This window comes from Rhodococcus sp. BP-160 (genome assembly GCF_019836205.1).
Taxonomy (GTDB): domain Bacteria; phylum Actinomycetota; class Actinomycetes; order Mycobacteriales; family Mycobacteriaceae; genus Rhodococcoides.
Window position 1 is genome coordinate 151,323 of sequence record NZ_JABUEK010000002.1, and the last position, 21,775, is coordinate 173,097.

20 protein-coding genes and 1 tRNA gene are annotated in these 21,775 nt (G+C 69.5%); 7 read left to right on the top strand and 14 right to left on the bottom strand.

The genetic code is table 11. From position 1 onward, the window contains the following. Position 1: 1 nt before the first annotated feature. Genes HQ306_RS07160 through HQ306_RS07170 form a run of 3 tightly spaced genes read right to left on the bottom strand, consistent with a single transcriptional unit; the run spans position 2 to position 2,869 of the window. On the bottom strand, positions 2 to 874 hold the full coding sequence (locus HQ306_RS07160) for a sugar phosphate isomerase/epimerase family protein (protein ID WP_222630064.1): 873 nt from the start codon (positions 872 to 874) through the stop codon (positions 2 to 4). A 1-nt stretch (position 875) separates the two neighbouring features. Then, positions 876 to 1,910 carry a Gfo/Idh/MocA family protein gene (locus HQ306_RS07165; protein ID WP_222630066.1) on the bottom strand — a complete coding sequence of 345 codons (1,035 nt, stop codon included), beginning with the start codon at positions 1,908 to 1,910 and terminating at the stop codon, positions 876 to 878. A 35-nt stretch (positions 1,911 to 1,945) separates the two neighbouring features. Beyond that, positions 1,946 to 2,869 (bottom strand): sugar phosphate isomerase/epimerase, encoded by a 924-nt coding sequence (locus tag HQ306_RS07170; protein ID WP_027505594.1) that lies wholly within the window; start codon positions 2,867 to 2,869, stop codon positions 1,946 to 1,948. 161 nt (positions 2,870 to 3,030) lie between these two features. Between HQ306_RS07170 and HQ306_RS07175 the strand changes: the two genes are divergently transcribed. Next, positions 3,031 to 4,032 (top strand): LacI family DNA-binding transcriptional regulator, encoded by a 1,002-nt coding sequence (locus tag HQ306_RS07175; protein WP_037185774.1) that lies wholly within the window; start codon positions 3,031 to 3,033, stop codon positions 4,030 to 4,032. A gap of 106 nt (positions 4,033 to 4,138) precedes the next feature. Continuing rightward, on the top strand, positions 4,139 to 5,059 hold the full coding sequence (locus tag HQ306_RS07180) for an MSMEG_6728 family protein (protein ID WP_222630068.1): 921 nt from the start codon (positions 4,139 to 4,141) through the stop codon (positions 5,057 to 5,059). Positions 5,060 to 5,062: 3 nt separating this feature from the next. Here HQ306_RS07180 and HQ306_RS07185 read toward each other — a convergent pair whose 3' ends face one another. Genes HQ306_RS07185 through HQ306_RS07195 form a run of 3 tightly spaced genes read right to left on the bottom strand, consistent with a single transcriptional unit; the run spans position 5,063 to position 8,929 of the window. Beyond that, complete coding sequence (locus HQ306_RS07185; RefSeq protein ID WP_222630070.1) at positions 5,063 to 6,814, bottom strand: ABC transporter ATP-binding protein; 1,752 nt, start codon at positions 6,812 to 6,814, stop codon at positions 5,063 to 5,065. Further along, entirely contained in the window at positions 6,811 to 8,514 is a 1,704-nt protein-coding gene (locus tag HQ306_RS07190; protein WP_222630073.1) for an ABC transporter ATP-binding protein, read from the bottom strand. The genes HQ306_RS07185 and HQ306_RS07190 overlap by 4 nt, the downstream gene beginning before the upstream one ends. A gap of 49 nt (positions 8,515 to 8,563) precedes the next feature. Beyond that, positions 8,564 to 8,929, bottom strand: a complete 366-nt coding sequence (locus tag HQ306_RS07195; protein WP_222630076.1) for a PLD nuclease N-terminal domain-containing protein — start codon at positions 8,927 to 8,929, stop codon at positions 8,564 to 8,566. 213 nt (positions 8,930 to 9,142) lie between these two features. Here HQ306_RS07195 and HQ306_RS07200 point away from each other — a divergent pair, with 213 nt between their 5' ends. Beyond that, on the top strand, positions 9,143 to 9,439 hold the full coding sequence (locus HQ306_RS07200; RefSeq protein ID WP_027505601.1) for a hypothetical protein: 297 nt from the start codon (positions 9,143 to 9,145) through the stop codon (positions 9,437 to 9,439). A gap of 10 nt (positions 9,440 to 9,449) precedes the next feature. Continuing rightward, positions 9,450 to 10,175, top strand: a complete 726-nt coding sequence (locus tag HQ306_RS07205) for a CDP-alcohol phosphatidyltransferase family protein (protein ID WP_222630079.1) — start codon at positions 9,450 to 9,452, stop codon at positions 10,173 to 10,175. On the opposite strand, the gene HQ306_RS07210 is transcribed toward HQ306_RS07205, so the two are convergent. Beyond that, positions 10,108 to 10,971, bottom strand: coding sequence for a YhjD/YihY/BrkB family envelope integrity protein (locus HQ306_RS07210; RefSeq protein WP_222630082.1), 864 nt, complete (start codon positions 10,969 to 10,971; stop codon positions 10,108 to 10,110). The genes HQ306_RS07205 and HQ306_RS07210 overlap by 68 nt on opposite strands. Positions 10,972 to 11,121: 150 nt before the next feature. Here HQ306_RS07210 and glgX point away from each other — a divergent pair, with 150 nt between their 5' ends. Next, positions 11,122 to 13,176 carry a glycogen debranching protein GlgX gene (gene glgX, locus HQ306_RS07215; RefSeq protein WP_222630085.1) on the top strand — a complete coding sequence of 685 codons (2,055 nt, stop codon included), beginning with the start codon at positions 11,122 to 11,124 and terminating at the stop codon, positions 13,174 to 13,176. Positions 13,177 to 13,212: 36 nt separating this feature from the next. Here the strand turns inward: glgX and HQ306_RS07220 are convergent, their stop codons facing one another. Genes HQ306_RS07220 through HQ306_RS07235 form a run of 4 tightly spaced genes read right to left on the bottom strand, consistent with a single transcriptional unit; the run spans position 13,213 to position 16,653 of the window. Continuing rightward, positions 13,213 to 14,340, bottom strand: a complete 1,128-nt coding sequence (locus tag HQ306_RS07220) for a TetR/AcrR family transcriptional regulator (protein ID WP_222630088.1) — start codon at positions 14,338 to 14,340, stop codon at positions 13,213 to 13,215. Further along, the gene (locus HQ306_RS07225; RefSeq protein WP_082544551.1) at positions 14,337 to 15,446 is read right to left on the bottom strand and encodes a sulfate/molybdate ABC transporter ATP-binding protein; all 1,110 of its coding nucleotides are present in this window, start codon (positions 15,444 to 15,446) and stop codon (positions 14,337 to 14,339) included. Before HQ306_RS07225 ends, HQ306_RS07220 begins: the two co-directional genes overlap by 4 nt. Next, positions 15,443 to 16,261 carry an ABC transporter permease gene (locus tag HQ306_RS07230; RefSeq protein ID WP_231476328.1) on the bottom strand — a complete coding sequence of 273 codons (819 nt, stop codon included), beginning with the start codon at positions 16,259 to 16,261 and terminating at the stop codon, positions 15,443 to 15,445. The genes HQ306_RS07225 and HQ306_RS07230 overlap by 4 nt, the downstream gene beginning before the upstream one ends. Further along, positions 16,261 to 16,653: a molybdopterin-binding protein gene (locus tag HQ306_RS07235; RefSeq protein ID WP_222630091.1), complete on the bottom strand. Its 393-nt coding sequence runs from the start codon at positions 16,651 to 16,653 to the stop codon at positions 16,261 to 16,263. Before HQ306_RS07235 ends, HQ306_RS07230 begins: the two co-directional genes overlap by 1 nt. A 481-nt stretch (positions 16,654 to 17,134) precedes the next feature. Between HQ306_RS07235 and HQ306_RS07240 the strand changes: the two genes are divergently transcribed. Continuing rightward, positions 17,135 to 18,349, top strand: coding sequence for an Ig-like domain-containing protein (locus HQ306_RS07240; RefSeq protein ID WP_261769329.1), 1,215 nt, complete (start codon positions 17,135 to 17,137; stop codon positions 18,347 to 18,349). A 4-nt stretch (positions 18,350 to 18,353) separates the two neighbouring features. On the opposite strand, the gene HQ306_RS07245 is transcribed toward HQ306_RS07240, so the two are convergent. Next, positions 18,354 to 19,103 carry a M23 family metallopeptidase gene (locus HQ306_RS07245; RefSeq protein WP_231476309.1) on the bottom strand — a complete coding sequence of 250 codons (750 nt, stop codon included), beginning with the start codon at positions 19,101 to 19,103 and terminating at the stop codon, positions 18,354 to 18,356. A gap of 515 nt (positions 19,104 to 19,618) precedes the next feature. On the opposite strand from HQ306_RS07245, the gene HQ306_RS07250 reads away from it, so the two are divergent. Beyond that, positions 19,619 to 20,842, top strand: coding sequence for a DUF4185 domain-containing protein (locus tag HQ306_RS07250; RefSeq protein WP_261769330.1), 1,224 nt, complete (start codon positions 19,619 to 19,621; stop codon positions 20,840 to 20,842). 54 nt (positions 20,843 to 20,896) lie between these two features. Here HQ306_RS07250 and HQ306_RS07255 read toward each other — a convergent pair. Both HQ306_RS07255 and orn read right to left on the bottom strand, forming a co-directional pair. Continuing rightward, a tRNA-His gene (locus tag HQ306_RS07255) sits at positions 20,897 to 20,969 on the bottom strand. An 80-nt stretch (positions 20,970 to 21,049) separates the two neighbouring features. Then, entirely contained in the window at positions 21,050 to 21,652 is a 603-nt protein-coding gene (orn, locus tag HQ306_RS07260) for an oligoribonuclease (RefSeq protein ID WP_222630093.1), read from the bottom strand. Positions 21,653 to 21,775 lie beyond the last annotated feature (123 nt).

Below are 21,775 nucleotides of genomic sequence, written 5' to 3' on the forward strand. Positions count from 1 at the left end.
ATCAGGCCCGGTACTTCTCGACGTACCGGGTCATCGTCTCGAGCTGGTAGCGGGAGACGTCGTGGGCGTTCTCGTTCTCGGCGAAAACACTCGACACCATGACGGTGTCGTTGTCGTAGAACCCGAGTGAGCCCAGGCCGCCGAAGAACTGGTCCCAGTCGACGTCCCCGTCGCCGATCTTCAGATGCTGGTGCACCCGCACCGCGTTGCCGGGCGGATTGGTGATGTACCGCAACCCGTGCGAGCGGTGATGATCCATCGTGTCCGCCACGTGCACAAGACGCACCATGTCCCCGGCGGCGGCCATGATCGCCGGCAGGTCACCACCCATGTGGAACTGGTGGCACGCCACGATCACCATGCCGATGTTCGGGGAGTTGATCCCGCGGATGGTGCGGATCGCGGCGAGCCCGTCCTCGACGAAATCGTCCGGATGCGGATCGATCAGGACGTCGAGCCCCTCGCGCTCGATGATGGGGACCAGTTCCTCCATCGACCGGTAGAACGCCCGCTCGGACTCCTCCGGCTTCTCCGGTCGACCGGAGAACTCCGTGTTCATCGTCGACACCCCGAGGTCGACGGTGATCTGGATGGCCCGCTTCCAGTAGCGCACGGCCGCCTCGCGGGCGTCCTCGTCGGGACCGGACCACCGCAGCACGGGCAACACCGACGCGATCCCGACGCCGGCGTCCGAGCACGCCTTGCGGAACTTCGCGACCAACCCGTCATCGGCCTTGGGATGGCCGAAGAACGGGATCATGTCCACGTGCGGCGTCAGCTGCAACCACTCGTACCCCAGATCGGCCACCACGGCGGGCAGCTCGAGCAGCGAATGCGAATGATGAAACGGCGTCGGATCGAGCGCGATCTTCATCTCAGGCTCCGACGATGGACGAGCGCTGCACCATCTCGACGGCGACCGGGGCACCGGACTCGAGCGCCTTCACGCCGGCCTCGCACACCGCGGCTGCAGCGTATCCGTCCCACGCTCCGGGGCCGTCGACGTAGTTGCCCGTCTCGGCGCCGGCCTTCACCGCGTCGACCCAGCGCTGGATCTCGGTGTCGTAGGCCTGGCCGAAGCGCTGCACGAAGCCGGGAGTGATGGTGCCGCCCCAGGTTCCGGGAGCGGACTTGCGGACGAGGCCGACGTCGAGACCGATCATCGCGCTGCCGTGCTCGGCCACGACCTCGGTGCGCACCTCGTAGGCGACGCCGGTGGTGACGAACACCTCGGCGTCGACGTGTCGACCGGACTCCGTGGTGAAGATGGCGATCTGCGGATCCCGCAGGCCCTGCGGTGCCGACGGATTGGCCGACGGGCTGATGATCTGCACCGACGTGATCTCCTCGTCGAGGAGGAAGCGCGTGACGTCCACCTCGTGCACCAGCGAGTCGCGCACGATCATCGCGCTGTCGAAGTGCGGCGGCACGGCGGGGTTGCGGTGTGCGCAGTGCACCACCAGCGGACGGCCGAGCTCGCCGGAATCGATGAGTGCCTTGAGCTGGTCGTACTCGGTGTCGAAGCGGCGCATGAATCCGACCTGGATGAGCTTCTTGCCCAGCGCGGCCTCAGCTTCCACGACGGCGAGGGACGTGGCCACATCGGTGGTCAGCGGCTTCTCGCACATGACGGGCTTGCCGTGCTCGAGACACGCGAGAAGCTGCTTCTCGTGGGTCGGGCCGGGAGTGGCCAGGACGACGGCGTCGACCTCGGGGTCGGCGATCGCGTCGAGGGGATCCTCGACGACGCGGCAGCCGGGGATGGTCGCGGCGAGTTCGTGGGCCTTCGCGCTGACGTAGTCGTTGATCACGGCGACGCGGGCGCCGGTGATCTTCGAGGTGATGCGGGCGACGTGATCGGCACCCATCATGCCGACACCCAGGACCGCGATGCGGAGTTCGGTGGTCATCGTGTCAATCCGTTTCTGTAGGTGCGAAAGTGTGGTCAGGCGAACGTGACGGCGGGAATGCCGCAGGAGCCCAGGTACTTCCGGGTGCGCTGCGCGATCGGCAGGGGAGCGTCGACGGCGCACGGGTACATGTCCTGCTCGACGATCGCGAAGATGTCCGCGGTGAGCTTGCCGTCGTCCGCGAGGCGCTCGATGGTCTTCAGGAGCGGGGGCATGTCCGGGATGCCGAGCGGCGGTTCCGTCATGGCGCCGAGTTTGACGGCCTCGCCGAACGGCAGATCCTCCGCTGCGACCCTGGCGCGGACCTCCTCGTTCACCTGCTTGAGGTGGAGGTACCCGATGCGCTCGGGCGCCCGCTCGATGATCGCGATGTTGTCACCGCCGCAGTAGCTGATGTGGCCGGTGTCGAGGCACAGGTTCACGAACTCGCTCGAGGTGCCGTCGAGGAAGCGGTACACGTTCTCCTCGGTGTCGACGTGGCTGTCGGCGTGCGGGTGGTACTGCGCCTTGACGCCGTACTGCTCGAACATGCGCTTGCCGAGCTCGTTCATGCCCTCGGTCTTCTTGCGCCACTGGTCCGCCGTGAGGTCGCGGTCCTCGAGCACCGCGCCGGTGGAGGGGTCACGCCACATCTCGGGGATGACGACGACGTGCTTGCCGCCGGCGGCGGCGGTCAGCTTGGCGACGTCCTCGATCTGAGTCCACACCGCGTCCCACGCGTCGTCCTGGTGCAGGTGTTCGAACACCGTGCCCGCCGACAGCTTGAGACCCCGAGAGCCCAACTCCGACAGCAGCTTCTGCGGATCAGTGGGCAGGTAGCCGTACGGGCCCAGTTCGATCCACTCGTAGCCCGACGCCGACACCTCGTCGAGGAAGCGGCCGTACGGGGTCTGCTGAGGATCCTCGGGGAACCACACTCCCCAGGAGTCGGGGGCGGATCCGACGCGAATCGTGCTCATGTCTCGGGGGTTCCTCTCGAAGAATGTCCGGCGCTCGTGCTGTGGCACTAACGCGCTTAAGTAACGCGCTTAAGCTACTATGAGGTGGATCACGCTTCCGTGTCAAGCCCCGTCCCAGAGGAGTGCCGGTGTCCACGCCGCCCCGCAGCCGCAAGACGACGATGAGTGACGTCGCCGCTCTGGCGGGAGTGTCCCGGACCCTGGTGTCGTTCGTCCTCAGTGGCAAACCGGGTGCGAGTGACGACACTCGCGACCGTGTCCTCGCCGCTGCGCGCGAACTCGACTATCGACCCGACAACGCTGCGCGACTCCTCGCGCGCGGGCGGAGCAGGACGTTGGGGGTCGTGATCGACGTGCGACAGCCGTTCCAGGCCGATCTCGTGACCCACATCTATCCCGTGGCCGAGGCGGCCGGGTACGAGGTGTTGCTGTCCGCGAGTGCGCCCGGCCGGGACGAGACGAAGGCGATCGAGGCGCTGCTCAGCCATCGCTGCGAAGGCGTGATCCTGCTCGGTCCGTCGTCCTCACCCGAGTACGTCGCGCATCTCGAGGAGCGGGCCGTGGTGGTCATGATCGGACGGGCCCTGCCCGCCACCGACTTCGACATCGTGCGCAGCGCCGACGACCACGGAGTGCGTCAGGCGGTCGACCACCTCGTCGGTCTCGGGCACGTGGACATCCACCACGTCGACGGTGGTACCGACTCCGGTGCGACCGAGCGTCGCGCCGCCTTCCGTGCCGCGATGGACGAGCGCGGTCTTCCCGCCGTGGTGTGGCCGGGTGCGCACACCGAGGAGGCGGGCAGTGCCGCCGGAACGCGCATGGTCGCCGAGCGGCGGGTGCCCACCGCGGTGATGGCCGGCAACGATCTGTGCGCGGTGGGACTGATGGACGCGTTCCACCGCGCCGGAATCGCTGTGCCCGATGATGTCTCGGTAGTGGGATACGACGACAGCGAGCTGGCGCACCTCTCGCGCATCGATCTCACGACCGTCCGGCAGGACGCCGAGGGTCTGGCCGCGACGGCGGTGCGGTTCGCCATCGCCCGCCTCGAGGACGAGAGCCTCGCGCCCGCCGAGCTGGTGGTCGAGCCGTCACTCGTCGTGCGCGGGAGTACCGGGCCCGTGCGCACGGTCGCGCGTCAGACGGCCCGGCGCACCTGACGCAGTTCGCGGGCGGTCGACCCGCCCCGGGTTTCGACTCGAGCAGGTCGCAACTCCGCAGCGGTACCCTCGTTTCGACGCGGCCCTCCTCGGTCACCCTCTCGGGATGCAGACGTTCCTCCCCGACCCCGGCTTCGCCCGCAGCGCACAGCTGCTCGACGACAAGCGGCTCGGGAAGCAACGCGTCGAGACCTTCCAGATCCTGCGCGCCCTGGTATGGCCCTCCTACGGGTGGAAGAACCACCCGGCGGTGGTGATGTGGCGGGGATTCACCCCGGCGCTCGTGGCCTACGGGATCGCGACCTGCCGGGAGTGGGCGGCCCGCGGGCGGGCGGAGGCCCTGGAGGCACGGCTCCTCGACTACAGCGACGGGCGTGCGTGGACGTACGACGAGTTGCGCGACGACGGCCGACTGCCGCCCTGGCTCGGTGACGACTCGGTGCATGCGAGCCATCGTCGCGCCCTGGCCGCGAAGGCGCCGCAGGCGTACCCGGCCGACTGGGCGGGGGAGATCGGGTACGTCTGGCCCGGATCCCTCTTCCCGCGCTGGCCCCTGACGGTCGGCGACACCACGCCCAGTGCCGTGGTGTCCTCGATGATCGAGATGGGCGCGCCCGCAGAGCTGTTCGACCCGGGTACGGAGGAGTGGTCCGCCCTGCGGGCCCTGCACCGTGGCCGATCCGCGCAGGTGCGGACGACGAACCCCCGTCTGCTGACGGTCGCTGCAGCGCTGGTGCGGCCGGGCCGCACGGCTCTCCTGCTGGACACCGACCCGCTCGCTCCCGACCTCCCGCTGCCCGAACCGTCCGCCGAGCCGGGCGGCACGGTGTCGGCGTCCGTCGCGCGCGAGCCGACCCCCGAGGACGTCGAGGCGATGCGGGCCGAGGGCCGCGATCCCGGGCGTCTGCGCGTGTTCCGCCGTGGCGCGACCGTGCGCGATGCCGGGGAGTACGCGCTGGTGGTCACGTCCGGTGCCGCGGTGCCGGGCGAGCTCGCGGCTGTTCCGTCGCTCCGTCTGACGACGTGAGGACTAGCGCCCTCGCCACGCGGACCAGAGTTCGGAGTACCGGCCGCCGGCCTCCACCAGGTCCCGGTGCGGCCCCTGCTCGACGATGCGGCCGTGCTCGAGCACCACGACGCTGTCGGCGCTCGCCGCCTGGGTGAGGCGGTGGGCGACGACGATCGTCGTCCGTCCGCGAGTGGCGGCCCGGGCGGCCTCCTCGAGGTCGCGCGCGCCGGCGCTGCCGGCCTCGGCGGTGGCTTCGTCGAGGACGGCGACCGCCGGATCGGCCAGGACGATACGGGCCAATGCGATCTGTTGCGCGCGAGACGGAGTCAGCTCGACGCCGCCCTCGCCGACCACCGTGTCGAGACCGTCCTCGAGGGTGCTCACCCACGAGTGCGCGCCGACCGTCCGCAGCGCGTGTTCGACCGTCTCCCGATCCGCGTCCGGTGCCGCGAGCCGCAGATCGTCGATGAGCGGTCCGGCGAACACGTGCACCTCCTGGCTGACGATCGCGACGTGCCGGCGCAGTCGATCGGAGCCGATGTCGTCGAGCGACACCCCGCCCACCCGGACCGATCCGGAGTCCGCTCGCATCGAGCCCGCCACGAGCGCGGCGATGGTGGACTTGCCGGCGCCGGTCGAGCCGACCAGCGCCACCGTCGTGCCGTCGTCGATCCGCAGATCGATCCCGTGCAGGACGTCGTCGACCCCGTCGTAGGAGTGGCGGAGGTTCGTCACGACGACGGTGCCGTCGGCGGGCTCCGCCTCGGTCCCGGGGGAGCGGTCGTCGGGCAGATCGATGACGCCCACCAGTCGTGCGAGGGAGGCCCCGGCCGACTGGATGTCGTCGAACGAGTACAGCAGCATGCCGATCGGGTTGAAGAGCCGGTGGAACAGCAGTGCCGCCGCGGTGGTCTGACCGACGGTGACGGCGTCCTCGCGCACCAGCAGGAAGCCGACGGTGAGGATGACCGAGAGGCCGACGCACTCCGCCCGGTTGCTGCGCGAGCCGAACCGGGTGAAGAGACGGAAGACGGTGACGGCGATGTCGCGAGCCTTGCCGGACGATGCGTCGATGCGCGCGAGGTGCTCACCCTCCATGCCGTACGCCCGCACGGTGCGGGCCCCCTGCATGCTGCTGACCAGAGACTGGGCGCGCTCCGCCATCGCGACGCGCTCGGCGGCGTACATCGGGGCGGACCGCGGCAGATACCAGTGCAGGGCCATCACGTACATCGGGATCGCGACCATGCCCGCGAGTCCCAGACGCCAGTCGAGCCCGAGCATCGTGATCAGACTGAGCAGGACCAGCAGCACGGCCGCGAGGATGTTCGGCACCACTTCGCCGAGCGATTTCGCCATCACCGCGATGTCGTCCCCGACGCGGGAGAGCAGGTCTCCCTTGCCGACTCGCTCCAGTGTGCTCACCGGGAGGTGGAGTGCGCGACCGAGGACGCGCTCGCGCAGCGAGGCCAACATCTTCTCGCCGAGCAGACTGACGGTGTAGGCGCCGATCCCGGTGAAGACACCGCCCGCGACCGCCGCGGCGCCGATGACCGTCACGACACCGACGATCGTGGACGTCGGTGCGCCCTCGGTCACCCGATCGACGAGCATGCCGAAGACGTACACGGGAATCAGCGCCATCGCCGCCGCGACCACGCCGATGGCGACGGTGAGCGCGACCGATCCCCGCCGCGCACGGAGTTCGCCGCGAAGGAACGCCCAGCATCGCCGTCCACTCGCGATGGGCAGCAGTGCGGTCGGTTCGGTCATCGCAGAACCGCCTCTCGGTAGCGCTCGTCCGTCTCCGCCAACCCGTGGTGGGTGCCGACGGTCGCGACGCGCCCCTCGTCGAGCACGACGACGCGGTCGGTGACCGCGAGGAGCGCGGGGCTGGTGGTGATGAGCACCGTCGTCTGGGTGCGGGCGTCGCCGTCGTGACGCAGTCCCGCGATGCCGGTGGCGATGGCGTGTTCGGTCACCGCGTCGACGGCGGTGGTCGGATCGTGGAGGACGAGTACCGGTGGCTGCGCCGCGAGTGCGCGGGCGAGGGCGACTCGTTGGCGTTGCCCACCGGACAGGCTGGCACCGCGGTCGGTCACCGGATGGTCGAGACCGCCGTCGTGCATGGCGACGATGTCGGTGACGGCGGAGGCGGTCACCGCGGCGTCGAGGTCGCTCCCGCGGTCCAGGGCGATGTTGGACCGCACCGTGCCGGCGAACAGATCCGACGTATGCGGTTCCACCAGCACGGTGCGGCGGACCTCGGGGAGCGCGAGCTCGGTCACGTCGACGCCGCCGACCGTCAGCCGTCCGGTGACGTCGTCGGGCGACACCTGCCCGGAGAGGACGGCGGCCAATGCATCGGCGTCCTGCGGCCGGTAGGCGACGACGCCGACGATCTCGCCGCGCCCTAGATGCAGGTCGAGATGCGTCAACGTCCCGTAGGACAGGTCGTCGAGTCCGACGGACGAGGTGTCGGGGGACCGCGTACCGGTGGAGGTGACCACCGGGTCGGCGCCGAGAACCAATGCCAACCGGTCCGCTGATCCGCGGATGACCGCGAGGAAGCCGGGAAGTCGGGAGAGCGAACTCAGCGGCTCGATGAGGAACTGCGCCAGTCCGACGACAGTGATCAACTCGGCGACGGAGATTCGGCCCTCGAGAGCGAGGAACCCGGCCGTGCCGGCCACGGCGGCGGACAGCAGCGCGCCCACCGTTGCCGAGACACCGAGATACACGCTGTTGCCACGGGCCAGACGCATCGTCGCGGCCAGTGCACGTCGGCTCGACTGTACGAACCGCCGGGACGCGACGTCCTCGGCGCCGATACCGCGGAGGGGCCGTACGCCGCTGACGAGATCGGTGGCGAGACCTGAGACGCGGGCCACCTCCGCCTGCTGATCGGTCGCGGCGCGGGTGAGGAACGGCGCACACAACTGCAGGAGAAGGAGAAGGACAGGCGTGCCGATGACGACGGCCAGCCCGAGCGGCACATCGATGACGAGAAGTGCCACCGCCGTGACGACGAGGGCGGTGACCGCGGCGGCGACCCGGGCGATGGCGTCGAGCGCCCACGAGGTCTTCTCGGCGTCCGAGGTGCTGACCGTCAACAACTCGCCGGGGCCGAGATCGACCTGGACGCCGCGCGGGTCGAGCACGCGTCCCGCGACCTCCACGCGTAGCAGGTGTGCTTCCCGCTCGATCGCGACGACGATGATGCGGGCGCCGATGCGGTACGCGTAGGAGAGGACGACGAACAGACCCGCCAGCCCCAGCAACGAGACGATCATCGCGGTGACGTCGCCGGTCTCGACCGCGCGGCCGATGATGAGACCGATGGCGACCGGCACCATCGTCTCGCAGAACTGGTGCACACAGAACAGGGCCGACGAACCGACGAGTCGCACACGGTGGCGCCGGGTGGTGCGGCGCAGGATGGCCCCGCCGGTCGACGGAGGTGCGTCATGCATTAGCCGACCCTAACCCACGTGGCCGACCGGTCGGGACGACGCGTACGCGTCAGTCGTGCTCGGGATTCCTGGTGCGACGGGCGGCGTCGCGCTGCTGCTGAGCGCGTTCCCGGCACCGACGCAGGAACTCCTCGTCGGACTCGGAGTTCGTCGCGACCGCGCGGCCGGGACGGACGTCGTACTCGGCGAAACGGGTCGCGCTCGGTCGGCGTCCCGCGTCGGGACCGCCCCAGATGCCGCCGCCGACGGGCCGGCCCGCCACGAGCCAGGCCACGGACCCGGCGAGAGGAAGGAACACGACGAGCAGGAGCCAGACCGTCTTCGGGAGGTGACGGATGCCACCCTCGTCGGCCGTGATGACGTCGATGAGGCAGAAGATCCAGAGCACGGCGACGATCAGGCCGAGATAGGGCACGGGCGCGTCCTCACGTAGAGCGGTTCACGTCCCGATTCGCGAACCGCATGGTCTGTTGACGCGCTCACCCTAGCGCCCGACGTCGCCCTCGTCACTCCGTACGAGCCGTCGCGGGGGTAGGTGGTTCCGAATGCCCTCTGTGAGCGCCCACCGACCGGGTTTCCCCCGGCGGTTCGACGGGCATGCACGGATGTATCGACGAAAGGACAAGTCGTGGTCGCGCAGAACGAGAACGAGCAGCCGCAGGATTTCGCACGCACCACGCGTGCGCACGCCGGTGAGGCCATCACCGACAGCCGCGCATGGCCGGGCTACTTCCTGATGGCGCTGGGCTTCGTCGCGCTCGGACTGGGCCTGACCGCAGCGGGCGGCGGCTTCGAGGGATGGGTGCTGGTCGCCGGCATCGCCTGCCCGGTTCTCCTGCTCGCCGGCCTCGCCGTGGTCCTGCTCGAGCGCAAGCGCGTCAAGGCGGCCGAGGGCAAGTCCCTCACCGATCCCGGTGGTCACTGACCACGATCACGTGACGGGTTCCGATGCGTCGGAACCCGTCGTCACCGTGCCGAGAACTCGCACGCAGTACTTCCGTGCGTGGTCCGAGCTGCACGGCGGGTACGACGTGCACTCGTCGGCACTGGTGCACGGCTGGCTGACCATCACGTACGTTCTGGCCCGTCCGCTCGCTCGGGCGCGCGTCGCCCCCACCGCGGTCACCGCTGTGGGGGTTCTGTTCGCTGTCCTCGCTCTCGCCGTCGCGGGTTCCGGTCCGTGGGGCGCCGGCGCGGCGGCACTGCTTCTCGTCCTGTCGGCGCTGGTGGACAGCCTCGACGGCGCCGTCGCACTGCTCCGCGGTCGATCGACGGCATTCGGCTACGTTGCCGACTCGGTGGCCGATCGACTCTCGGACATGCTCGTCTTCGCGGTTCTCCTCGTGCTGGGAGCGCCCGCACCCCTGGTGGTCGCGGTCGCGCTGCTCACCCTGTTGCACGAGACGGCGCGGGCACGCGCGGTGTCCGCGGGGATGGCGTCGATCGGAGTCGTGACGGTGTGGGAGCGCCCGTCCCGCGTGATCGCCGTCGTGGTGACTCTCCTGGGAGCCTCGGTGGTGGACACCGGTCCGCTGTTCGGCACCATCGGCGCCGCCGTGTCCCTGATCCTCGCCGTCGTCGGCTTCAGTCAGATCAGCGTGTCGATCCATCACGCTCTGAGTGCGCTTCCCGCTCCGCGACCCGGTCGCACTCGCGAGTGAACACCCAGCCGATCAGCACGATGATGTGCAGCAGGAACAGCCACAGCACCGTGGCGACGGCCGCTCCGACGGGTTCGAGGCCGCCGAACGGGCCCGACCAGTCGATGGGTATCGCGAGGAACAGCACGTAGCCCTGCAGGAATCCCGAGACGAAGGACGCGGTGGTCAGGGCACCGATCGCGACGGCCGTACGTGAGAGGGTGGTCGGCGCGACCACCCGGTACGTCCATCCGATGGGTACGGCGAGCACCAGCCAGACGGTGACGAATCCGAGCCAGACGCGGAACGCTCCCGCGCCGATGCCGCCGTTCACCGAGGCGAGTGCGTTGCCCACCACGAGAACGGGGATGGTGAGCAGCGGCGTGACGATCAGGACCGGGAGCGCCGACGCGCGACCGCGCCAGCCGACGAACGATTCGCGCACGGGCTCGTAGACGAGCAGGGCCCGTCGCATGCCCTCGCCGTAGAAGGTGGCGGGCAGGATCGCGACCAGGCCGCCCAGCCACCCGAGGTGGGTCCCGGCGTCGAACAGGGTCCGCACCGCACCCGGGGCGCCCGCTGCGCCCGGCAGCAGTCCGGCGATGGCGTCTCCGTACCCGACGACGGTCTCCTCACCCAGCAGCAGCGTGGTGAGGCGCAGACCCAACAGCAACATCGGCACGACGGCGATGCCGCCGTAGAACGTGATGCCCGCCGCCACCAGGGCCGTGTCGCGCGCCGCCAGCCGACGTCGCATTCCCGCCGCGACGGCCGTTCGTTCACGCACGATGCGTCGAGTCGTGCGGACGCCCGTCATGGGGCATGTCTACCCGGTGGCCCGTGCGCTCAACCTGCACCGTTTCGTCCGGGCGGTGCGCGGGTAAGAACGCTGGGACCCGCACGACTTCCGTGGGTGACTTCCGGTCCCTCCACGAGCTGGACCTACGACAGAGAACTGGTGCCATCAGTGACACGACAGCCTTCCACCCCCTACCCCGCGGGTGTCAGTCTTCGACCCGACGGGAGCGCGAACGTCGCGGTCTACACCGAGACGGCCGAGTCGGTGACCGTCGTCACGTACGACGAGAACGGTACCGAACTGTCGTCGACGACACTGCCCGAGTACACCGGCCACGTGTTCCACGGCATCGTCGAGAACATGTCCGTCGGAACGCGATACGGATTCCGGGTCGACGGCCCGTGGGATCCGGCCGCCGGGTTGCGCCACAACGCCGCCAAGCTCCTCCTCGACCCCTACGCGAAAGCCGTTGCGGGGTCCGTGGAATGGGACGAAGCGGTGTTCTCCCACCATCACGACGAGCCCGAGACCCGCAACGACGCCGATTCCGCGCCCTTCATGCCGCGGTCCGTGGTCGTCGACGACTCGTTCGACTGGGGAGACGACGCCGCGCCGCGAATCCCGTTGTCCGAGTCCGTCGTCTACGAGGTGCACGTCAAGGGCTTCACCCAGCTCGACGAGAACGTGGACGAGGCCGTCCGCGGGACCTACGCGGGTCTCGCGCATCCGTCCGCCATCGAGCACCTGACACGGCTGGGCATCACCGCCGTCGAACTGCTGCCCACGCATCAGTTCGTCCAGGACTCGCACCTGCTCGAGGAGGGTCGCCGGAACTACTGGGGATACAACTCGATCGGCTTCCTCGCGCCGCACAACGAGTACAGCAGTGCGGGCGACACGGGTGGGCAGGTCACCGAGTTCAAGTCGATGGTCAAGGCGCTGCACGCGGCCGGCCTCGAGGTGATCCTCGACGTGGTCTACAACCACACCGCCGAGGGCAATCACCTCGGACCCACCCTGTCCCTCAAGGGAATCGACAACGCGTCCTACTACCGGCTGGTCCCCGAGGACCACAGCTCGTACTACGACACGACGGGAACGGGCAACAGCCTGAACGTCGGCCATCCCGCCGCACTCGCCCTCATCATGGACTCGTTGCGCTACTGGGTCACCGAGATGCACGTCGACGGCTTCCGCTTCGACCTCGCGAGCACCCTGACCCGTCAGGACGAGGACCTCGACCGACACAGCGCGTTCCTCGACATGGTGCATCAGGATCCGGTGCTCGCCCCGGTGAAGCTGATCGCCGAGCCGTGGGACACCGCCGGCTATCAGGTCGGCGGCTTCCCGGCGCGGTGGTCGGAGTGGAACGGTAAGTTCCGCGACGACGTCCGCGACTTCTGGCGCGGCGAGGAGGGTAGCCTTCCCGCTCTGGCGCAACGTATCTCGGGTAGCCCCGACGTCTACGAGAACGATCGCCGGCCCACCCTCGCGAGTGTCAACTTCATCACCGCGCACGACGGCTTCACTCTCGCCGACCTCACGATGTACGACGAGAAGCACAACGAGGAGAACGGCGAGGACAGCCAGGACGGCGAGTCCGACAACCGGTCGTGGGGATGCGGCGCGGAGGGGCCGACGGACGATGCGGACGTCAACGCGCTGCGCGATCGCCAGCGCCGCAACTTCCTCGGCACGCTGCTTCTCTCGGCCGGCGTTCCGATGCTTCTGGGAGGCGACGAACTCGCGCGCTCGCAGGGCGGAAACAACAACGCCTACTGCCAGGACAACGAGATCTCGTGGTTCGACTGGGCGGTCGCCGACGACGCACTCGTCGAGTTCACCACGGCGCTGATCACACTCCGCCGCGAGCATCCGGCGCTGCGTCCGGTGTGGTTCCGCCACGGCGAGGACGACACCACCACCGACACGAGCGGCGGTCGACCCGACACGATCGACTTCCAGCGCGCGGACGGCGTCGCGATGGGTGACGACGACTGGACCACCGGATCGAACAAGTCGATCGCCGTGCTGTTCAAGTCGTCGGCCGAGGACACCGTGTTCCTGTGGCTGATGAACGCCTCCGACACCCCGGTCGAGTTCACCCTGCCCGACGAGACGTGGTCACTCACGATCTCGAGCGACCCCGAGCAGCAGGTGGGCGAGGACCCGACGTCACTGCTGGTACGAGACAGGTCGTTCACGCTGCTGCAGGCTCAGTAGCCGGTCGCGGCACGGCAGATCCGACGCGGGCCCCGATCACCGATGTGGTGATCGGGGCCCGCCGTCGTCCACACCCAGCATCGCGGTGATCACCGCGGCGAGCCGACGCTCGTCGACGTGCCGTGACAGGTCGTTCACCACGGTGAACGCTGCTTCGACGAGAACCGACGACTGTGCCCGCGAGCGTCCCGGCATCGTCGACGCGAGGAGGTGCACCCACTCTCCGCGCTCCTGGCGAGCCATCACGGTGAGTTCGCGTGCCGTCGCCGGACCGGTCGAGAGGCCGTGGCGCCGGAGTACCCGCAGTGCCGGCGCCCGCGTCGCGAGGGCCACGCGCCGCCGCGCCAGCCCGGCCAGCGCCTGGTGCGGCGTGTCCGACCGGGCGAGCACACGCGCCGTCTCGTCTGCCGCCCGGCGCGCGGCGCCGAGGCACACCTCGTCCAGCACCACGGTCTTGCCGCCGAACCAGCGGTAGGTGCTCGACGCCGCGATGCCCACCGAGGAGGCGATGGCCGCCATCGTCACGTTGGCGGGCTCGCTCTCGTCGAACAGCGCCGCGGCCGAGCGCAGGAGTGCGTCCCGTCGCCCGACGGGCGGGACGCCGTGCGGGAGTTCCGGATCGTCGACGGCGTCCGGCAGGTCCGCCGAGAGGACCGCGGCGCACGCGGAGTCGAGAACCTCGAGCACCGCGGCGGCGGGGACGGCGAGGCGGTGCGTCCCGATGCTGGAGAGGGTGGACAGCACCGCCCGAGTCGTGACGTCGGAGTCGCGAGAGGGCCGAAGGATCGGATCGGCACGACGTGCTGCCGCGGTGACGGCATCGAGAACCGTGGTCACCGAACCGATGTCGGGGTCGTGCAGATGCGGGCGGTCGCGGCGCAGCGTGCCGAGCGAGCGGCGCACGGTGAGGGCGCCGAGAGCGAGCGCGTGGTGATCGGCGGGAGCGCCCTCCCGAGCGATGCGCCGTTCGAGGCGTTCGACCGCGGTCAGATGCAGCGTGCGGAGCAGGTCGTACTTCGAGTCGAACCACCGATACACCGACGGCCCCGAGACGCCCGCGGCCGCCGCGACGTCGTCGATGCCGACGGCCGCGTAGCCGCGGGCGCCGAACAGATCCGCTGCCGCGTCGAGCAGTCGCCGCGGCCGGGGCGACCCACCGGTCACCGCGGTGTGGGCGCGCCGGGAGCCGCGGCGTGCAGTGCCACCTCGCCGGCCTTGACGACGAAGTGGACGCGACGGCCGGGCACGAGGTCGAGTTCGGTGGCCGCCGCGACGGTGACGTCGGCGTGCAGCGCGGGCAGACCCGCGGCCGCGGTGGACGTGATGCGGACCGACGATCCGGTGGACTCCACGTGGCCGATCTGCACGGGCAGCACGTTGCGGGGGCTGCCCCGCGGTGGGTCGACGAAGACGGAGACGGCGGTGGGGTGCAGCAGGGCCACCGCCGATGAGCCCGCGTCGAGAGGATCCGGGGCGCGGCCCTGCACGGCGACACCCGACGCGGTCGTGAGCGTGTCCGGAGCGGTGATGGTGCCCTCGATCGAGTTCACTCCGACGAGGGCGGCCGCGAACCGGGTACGCGGAGCCGTCAGAACGTCGCGGACGGTGCCGTGTTCGACCACTCGTCCGGCGTCGACGACGGCCACCTCACCGGCGAGCGTCAGGGCGTCGACCCGGTCGTGGGTCACCAGCAGGGTGGTACGCGAGGTCTCGGCGAGCACCTCGCGGAGCACGCGGCGCATGGCCGGTGCGGACTCGGCGTCGAGCGCCGCGAACGGCTCGTCGAGCAGGAGCACGTCGGGGTCCGCCGCGAGTGCGCGGGCGAGGGCGACGCGTTGGGCCTGTCCGCCGGACAGTGCGCGCGGCCGCCGATCGGCGAGGTCTGCCGCGTCGACGGCCTCGAGCCATCGGCGCGCGAGTCGCTCGGACTCGGCTCGTCCGGCACCTCGTGAGCGGGGCGCGAAGGCGACGTTCGCCAGCGCGGACAGGTGTGGGAACAGCAGCGCGTCCTGGGCGAGGAGAGCCACCCGTCGGCGATGCGGCGGGACGTCGATGCGCTGCGCGCTGTCGGTGAGGGTGCGCGCTCCGATGCGGACCACGCCGTCGTCGGGCCGGACGAGTCCGGCCACCATCGACAGCAGCGTCGACTTCCCGGCACCGTTGGGCCCGAGGATCGCCACCACACCGCCCGACGGCACCGTGAGCGTGAGGTCGGCGCCGCGTGCTCGGTGACGGACGTCGAGGACGACCGAAGTGTCGGTGGGTGTCACAGCACGCCTGCCGGACGCCGACTGCGAGTGAGGATCACGATGACGATCGCGACGACGATAAGGACCAGCGAGAGGGCCACCGCCGCATCGGGATCCGTCTCGCGCTGGAGGTAGATCTCGAGCGGGAGGGTGCGGGTGACGCCCTGGAGCGACCCGGCGAACGTGAGGGTGGCGCCGAACTCGCCGAGCGCGCGGGCGAAGGAGAGCACCGCACCCGACGCCAGCCCGGGCAGGACCAGGGGAAGGGTGACCCGCAGCAGGACGGTGCCGGGTGAGGCTCCGAGGGTCGCGGCGACGACCTCGTACCGCGTGCCCGCCGTGCGCAGTGCGCCCTCGAGACTGATCACGAGGAAGGGGAGGGCGACGAACGTCTGCGCGAGGACCACCGCGGTGGTGGTGAAGGCGATGTCGATGCCCCACGCCCGCAGGTGTTCACCCAGCAGTCCCTGCCTGCCGAACGCGTAGAGCAGGGCGAGCCCACCCACCACCGGGGGCAGGACGAGGGGGAGCAGGACGAGTGCGCGCACGACGGCGACGATCCGCCCGGTCGACCGCGCGAGGACCAGGGCCATCGGCACCCCCAGCAGGATGCAGAGGACAGTGCTGGCGGCCGCCGTGCGCAGGCTGAGCAGCAGCGCGGCCCGGGACGATTCCGAGGTGACGAGCGGAACGAAGCGAGCCACGTCGACCGAGAGCAGCATCGCCACGAGAGGGAGCACGACGAGCGCCGTGCCGAGGCTGGCCGGCACGAGGATCCAGGCGGGCGGACGCACCGCGTCGCGGTGGCCGCGCGTCCCGCCCGCGAGGACGGAGATCACGGTGTCTCGACGATGACGGTGGTCGCCTTGACCACCGCGACGGCGACGCTGCCGGGTTCCAGTCCGAGTGTCCGCACCGATTCTGCGCTCATCAGCGACGTCACGGTGAACGCGCCGCACTGCATCTGTACCTCGGCCATCACCGTGTCGACGACCACCGAGGTGACGAGTCCGGCCAGACGGTTGCGCGCGGAGCTGACCGTGCCGCTCGGATCCGGCGGTGCGGCGGCGCGGGCCCGAGCGTGCGCCGCGAGCGAGGCGCCGTTCACGACGGTGCGTCCGGCCGAGTCCTTCGACGTCCCGACGACACCACTCTCGATCCACCGGCGGACGGTGTCGTCGCTGACACCGACCAGGGCGGCGGCGTCTCGGACACGCAGATCACTCATCGGGTCGCACGCCGGAACGAGACGGGGCGCGGCGCAGATGCGGACGACGTGGGACCGAGGGCGCGCATCCACGTGATGCTAGCGGCCGGGAACAGACTCGGGGGTGTCGGCGTTGCACAGCTCGACGGAGTCGGATCCATGCCCCGGGTACCACCCCTTTCGCCGCTACGAGCGGCCTTCTGCCGAGAGGCGCACGGCCGACTCCGTCCTCGACGCCGCCGAGTTCACGCTCGGCGGCATCGTGCTGTCCGGGGTCGCTTGTGACGCACACCAACAGCACCCGCGATCATCGAAACGGGACGCCCGGTCCGCATTCCCGCTGGCAGAGGCTCCGGACCGCTGGTGAGGAGCCGGGTCGATGCTCGATCGGTACTCGACCGTGACCGTGTTCCCCAGCTCCGGAGTGGTGAGAAATCCCAGGTGGATGGCATCATGTGCGTGATAGCTGATGGTTCGGGCGCAGGTGAGTGGAGTCGAGAGAATGACGATGTCGTGGGGTAGGACCCGTCGTGGGCGCTCGACTCTGGTGGCCGCGATGACGGTGCTCGCACTCTCCGCGGCCGGGTGCACGGCGGGGTCGGGTCAGACACCGACGGCGGCTCCCGCGCCGATCGACTCCAACCCGCTGTCGGAGCTCATGAAGCCGAAGGTGTCGTTGCCGGCGCCCGACGCGTCCGTCGGATTCTCCCCGAGTGCTCCGGTCGCGGTGACCGTGGCGGACGGCACCCTGTCCGAGGTGACGCTCACCGACGACGCCGGCACCCCTGTCCCCGGAGCACTGTCCGAGGATCGGTCGTCCTGGACGAACAGCGAGGTGCTCGACTACAACGGCACCTACACGCTGCGTACGCGGGCCTACGGTCTGGGCGGTGAGGCGTCGTCCGTCTCGTCCTTCACCACCAGTTCGCCGGACAACGTCACCAAGCCGTACCTGCTGCCGTCCGAGAACGAGATCGTGGGCATCGGCCAACCGGTCGCCGTGCAGTTCGACGAGCCGATCCCCGACAAGATCGCCGCGCAGAACGCGATCACCGTCGTGACGGACCCGCCGGTCGAGGGTGCCTTCTACTGGGTCAACCAGAAAGAGGTGCGGTGGCGCCCGCAGAACTACTGGGCTCCCGGCACCCGCGTCACCGTGACGGTGGACGTCTTCGGTCGCGACCTCGGCGAGGGACTCTTCGGCCAGGAGAACGCGTCGTCGTCCTTCTCGATCGGTGACGCCGTCATCGCCACCGCGGACGACGCCACCAAGCAGGTGACGTTCTCCGTCAACGGAGTCGACGTCAAGACCATGCCGACGTCGATGGGCAAGGACAGCTCGCCCACCGACAACGGGGTCTACATCATCGGTGACAAGTTCGCGTCCATGGTTATGGACTCGTCGACCTACGGCGTCGCCGTGGACTCCGCGCAGGGCTACCGCACTCCGGTCGACTGGGCGACGCGAATGTCCTACAGCGGCATCTTCTTCCACTCGGCGCCGTGGTCCGTCGGATCGCAGGGCTATTCGAACGTCAGCCACGGTTGCCTGAACCTGAGCCCGTCGAACGCGAAGTGGGTCTACGACAACACCAAGCGTGGTGACATCACCGTCGTGAAGAACACCGTGGGTGGAACGCTGTCGGGTACCGACGGACTGGGCGACTGGAACATCCCGTGGGACGAGTGGAAAGCCGGCAACGCCCAGTCCGTCTGAGCCGCTAGACCTTCAGGCCCAGAGCGGTGAGGTAACCGACCGGGTCCACGGCCTCGCCGCCGCGTCGCACCTCGAAGTGCAGGTGCGGGCCGTTGGAGTCGCCGGTACTGCCGACCGCGCCGATGGCCTGACCGGGAGCGATGGTGTCACCCACGGCGACATCGATGCGACTCTGGTGTCCGTAGAGGACCTCCGTGTCGCCCTTCTGGATCTTCACCAGGTTGCCGTACCCGTCGCCCGCGTCACCGGCCTGCGTGACGGTGCCGCCGGTGACCGCGTAGATCGTGGTGCCCTGCGCGGCTCCGAGGTCGATGCCCTCGTGGTTCTGCCGTCCGCCGCCGGTCGGGTTGTTGCGCCCGCCGTAACCGGACGTGACCTCGAAGGTGCCGGGCGTCAAGGGGAGTCGTGATCCGCCGACGCCCAGCGGGGCCGCCTGGAAGGGCGACGTGGCGTCCGGCGCGGCGTCGGGAGTCACCGGGGTGAGGGTGATGTCGCCGAGAACGAGCCCCGCGACCTCCTGCACCAGCACGCCCGTCGCGTCGAAGACGGCGGCGAGGATCGCCGCCTGCTGCTTGGCGCTCAGCGGAACACCGGGAATCTGGAACGCGGGCAGAGCGGGGAGCGGCGGAAGCGCGGGTGCTGCTGCGGCCGTGGGTGTCCCGGCGAAGAGCAGAGCTCCGGTGGCCGCGACGCCCACCATGGCGGCGGATCCCCAGCGACCACGGCGGCGCACCGGTGACGGCGATGCGTCCACGGTGTCCTGTGATGCGGTGTTCGAGTGTGATGTTCGGTGCACGAGCTACCTCCGTATGCGCCCACGGGCGTCGCCATTCGGTCGGCGCCGACCCGGGGGAGGAGTCCCGTCGCTGCTGCGCTGTCCACGGCGGTACGGCCGTCGACGTCCCTCTGTCCCGTACCGGTCTCACCGACCGGTACCGGACGAGCAGTCGCCCACGGCGCACCGCTCGGCGAAGTCGAATGCCCTTCCCTTGGCATTCACGTCCGTCGAGCGAACAACACGAGTAACACACGGCGCACCTTCCCCAAGAGCGCCACGGGTCACTCTACGGGACAGCAGTATCGCTCGGTAACACGAATGCTCAATTACACCAACGTAATTCGGTTGTGCCGGCCTACCTGCGAAAACACATACGTGTAATTCGGCGGTGGGGCCGTCCCCGTGCGGAGATCGGACCGTGTCCGGACTGGTACCTTGCGTTCGGGGGCGGGTTACTGCCGCGTGTGGCGCGACTGTGGGGGATGTTCTGTATGCGACGACAACGGGCGATGGCGGCTGCGCTGGCACTGGCACTGGTGGGGGGAGTGAGCCTGGTGCTCGCGCCCGTGGCGGCGGCCGAACCGTGTGGAGGACTGCCCGGTACCGGGATCGACGGAACAGGTTTTCCCGGTCAGCCACCTGCGGGACGGCAGGGTCCGGTGCCCGCCTACAACGGGCCGTCGACGTCCACCGTGGGGTGGGTGACCGGTCAGGAGAGTGTGAACCGGACGTTCGATCGTTTCGGAATCTCGGGGACCGATCTCGGCATCAGTTGGGACAACGGAGCCGGTCAGACCCTCATGGCGTTCGGCGACACCTTCGGGAACTGCGCGGTCCCGGGCGGGCAGTGGCGGCACAATGTTCTGTTGCGCAGCAACGACACCGACCTGTCGGACGGCATCACGTTCGCCGACGGTGTGCCCGGTGACGTGAACTCCGGTGCGGTGGTGGCCGGGAACGATCCGCGATTCGCCACCCAACTGCTCTCGGCTCTCGGGCTCTCACCTCTCGAGTACACGATCGTTCCCACGTCGGCGATCGCCGTGAACGGCGTGCAGTATCTGCACTTCATGTCGGTCCGCGAGTGGAGCGGCTCGGTGTGGTCGACGAACTACGCGGGAATCGCGACGTCGCGCGACAACGGGCAGACGTGGTTCCCCGAGCCCGGCACGATCCGGTTCAACAGCGGCGTGACCGTCCCCGGTACGGAGCAGTTGGACGCCCGCTTCCAGCAGGCGGCGTTCGTCCGCGGCCAGGACGGGTTCGTGTACCACTACGGGACACCGAACGGCCGTCTCGGTGCGGCCTACCTGGCCCGCGTCGCACCCGACGCGATGCTGGACCTCACCCGGTACGAGTACTGGAACGGTGGGTCCTGGTCCTCCGACCTGGCCGCCGCCGCTCCTGTGGTCGGCCAGCCGGTCGGGGAGATGTCCGTCGCGTGGAATGCGTATCTCGATCGCTACATCATGCTGTACGGCAACGACGTCGAGGGCCGCATCATGGCGCGGACCGCGTCGGCGCCCGAGGGGCCGTGGAGCGCTCCCACCGCGCTGGTGGTGAACAACGACATCGGCAACTACCCGGGCGGTGGCCTCTACGCGCCCTACATCCACCCGAGGTCGGCCGGTGACTCGCTGTACTTCACGGCGTCGCAGTACTCGTCCTACAACGTCATCCTCATGCGGACAGACCTCGACTCGCTGCCCCGCTGAGCCCCACGCACGACGAAGGCCCCCGACTCGCGAGTCGGGGGCCTTCGTGTTCGGGGTGGACGACGGGACTCGAACCCGCGACAGCCAGGATCACAACCTGGTGCTCTACCAACTGAACTACGCCCACCATTGCTGCACACCCTGCGGCGATGCAGCGCGTTCGATACTAGCGTGACCGATACGCGGGAAGCCAATCGGTTCCCTGTGTCACGCGTCGCCACCGGTCAGCGTCGTCACGACAGCGCCGATCTCCTCGGTGGTCGGTCCCGGAGCCGCCACGAAGGCCGTCTGCCGGTAGTACTTGAGCTCCCGGATCGACTCCTCGATGTCCGCGAGTGCCCGGTGCGCGAGGCCCTTGGGAGGCTGACCGAAGTAGATGCGTGGGTACCACCGGCGGCACAACTCCTTGATGGAGCTGACGTCGATCATCCGGTAGTGCAGGTAGTCGTTCAGTTCCGGCATGTCCCGCGCGATGAAGCCGCGGTCGGTGCCGATCGAGTTGCCGGCGAGCGGCGCGGTGCCGGCGGGAACGTGCTGCCGGATGTACTCGAGCACCTTCTCCTGCGCCTGCTCCATCGTGACCGTCGACGCACGGACCTCCTCGGTGAGCCCCGACTTGGCGTGCATCTCGGTGACCACGTCCGGCATCGAGGCCAGTGCGTCGTCGTCGCAGTGGATCACGATGTCCACGCCGTCGCCGAGAACGTTGAGGTCGCTGTCGGTGACCAGGGCCGCGATCTCGATGAGCTTGTCCGAGCCCAGCTCGAGGCCCGTCATCTCGCAGTCGATCCAGACCAGTTTGTCGTTCACGCACATCCTCGGTATCCGTCGTGTCCATCGGTACCGCTGCCACAGTAGACCCGCACGTGTCGGTACCGGCGATAGAGTTCAGCCCGTACCGCCGGCGACACGAGAACGGGAGCACGAGTGACG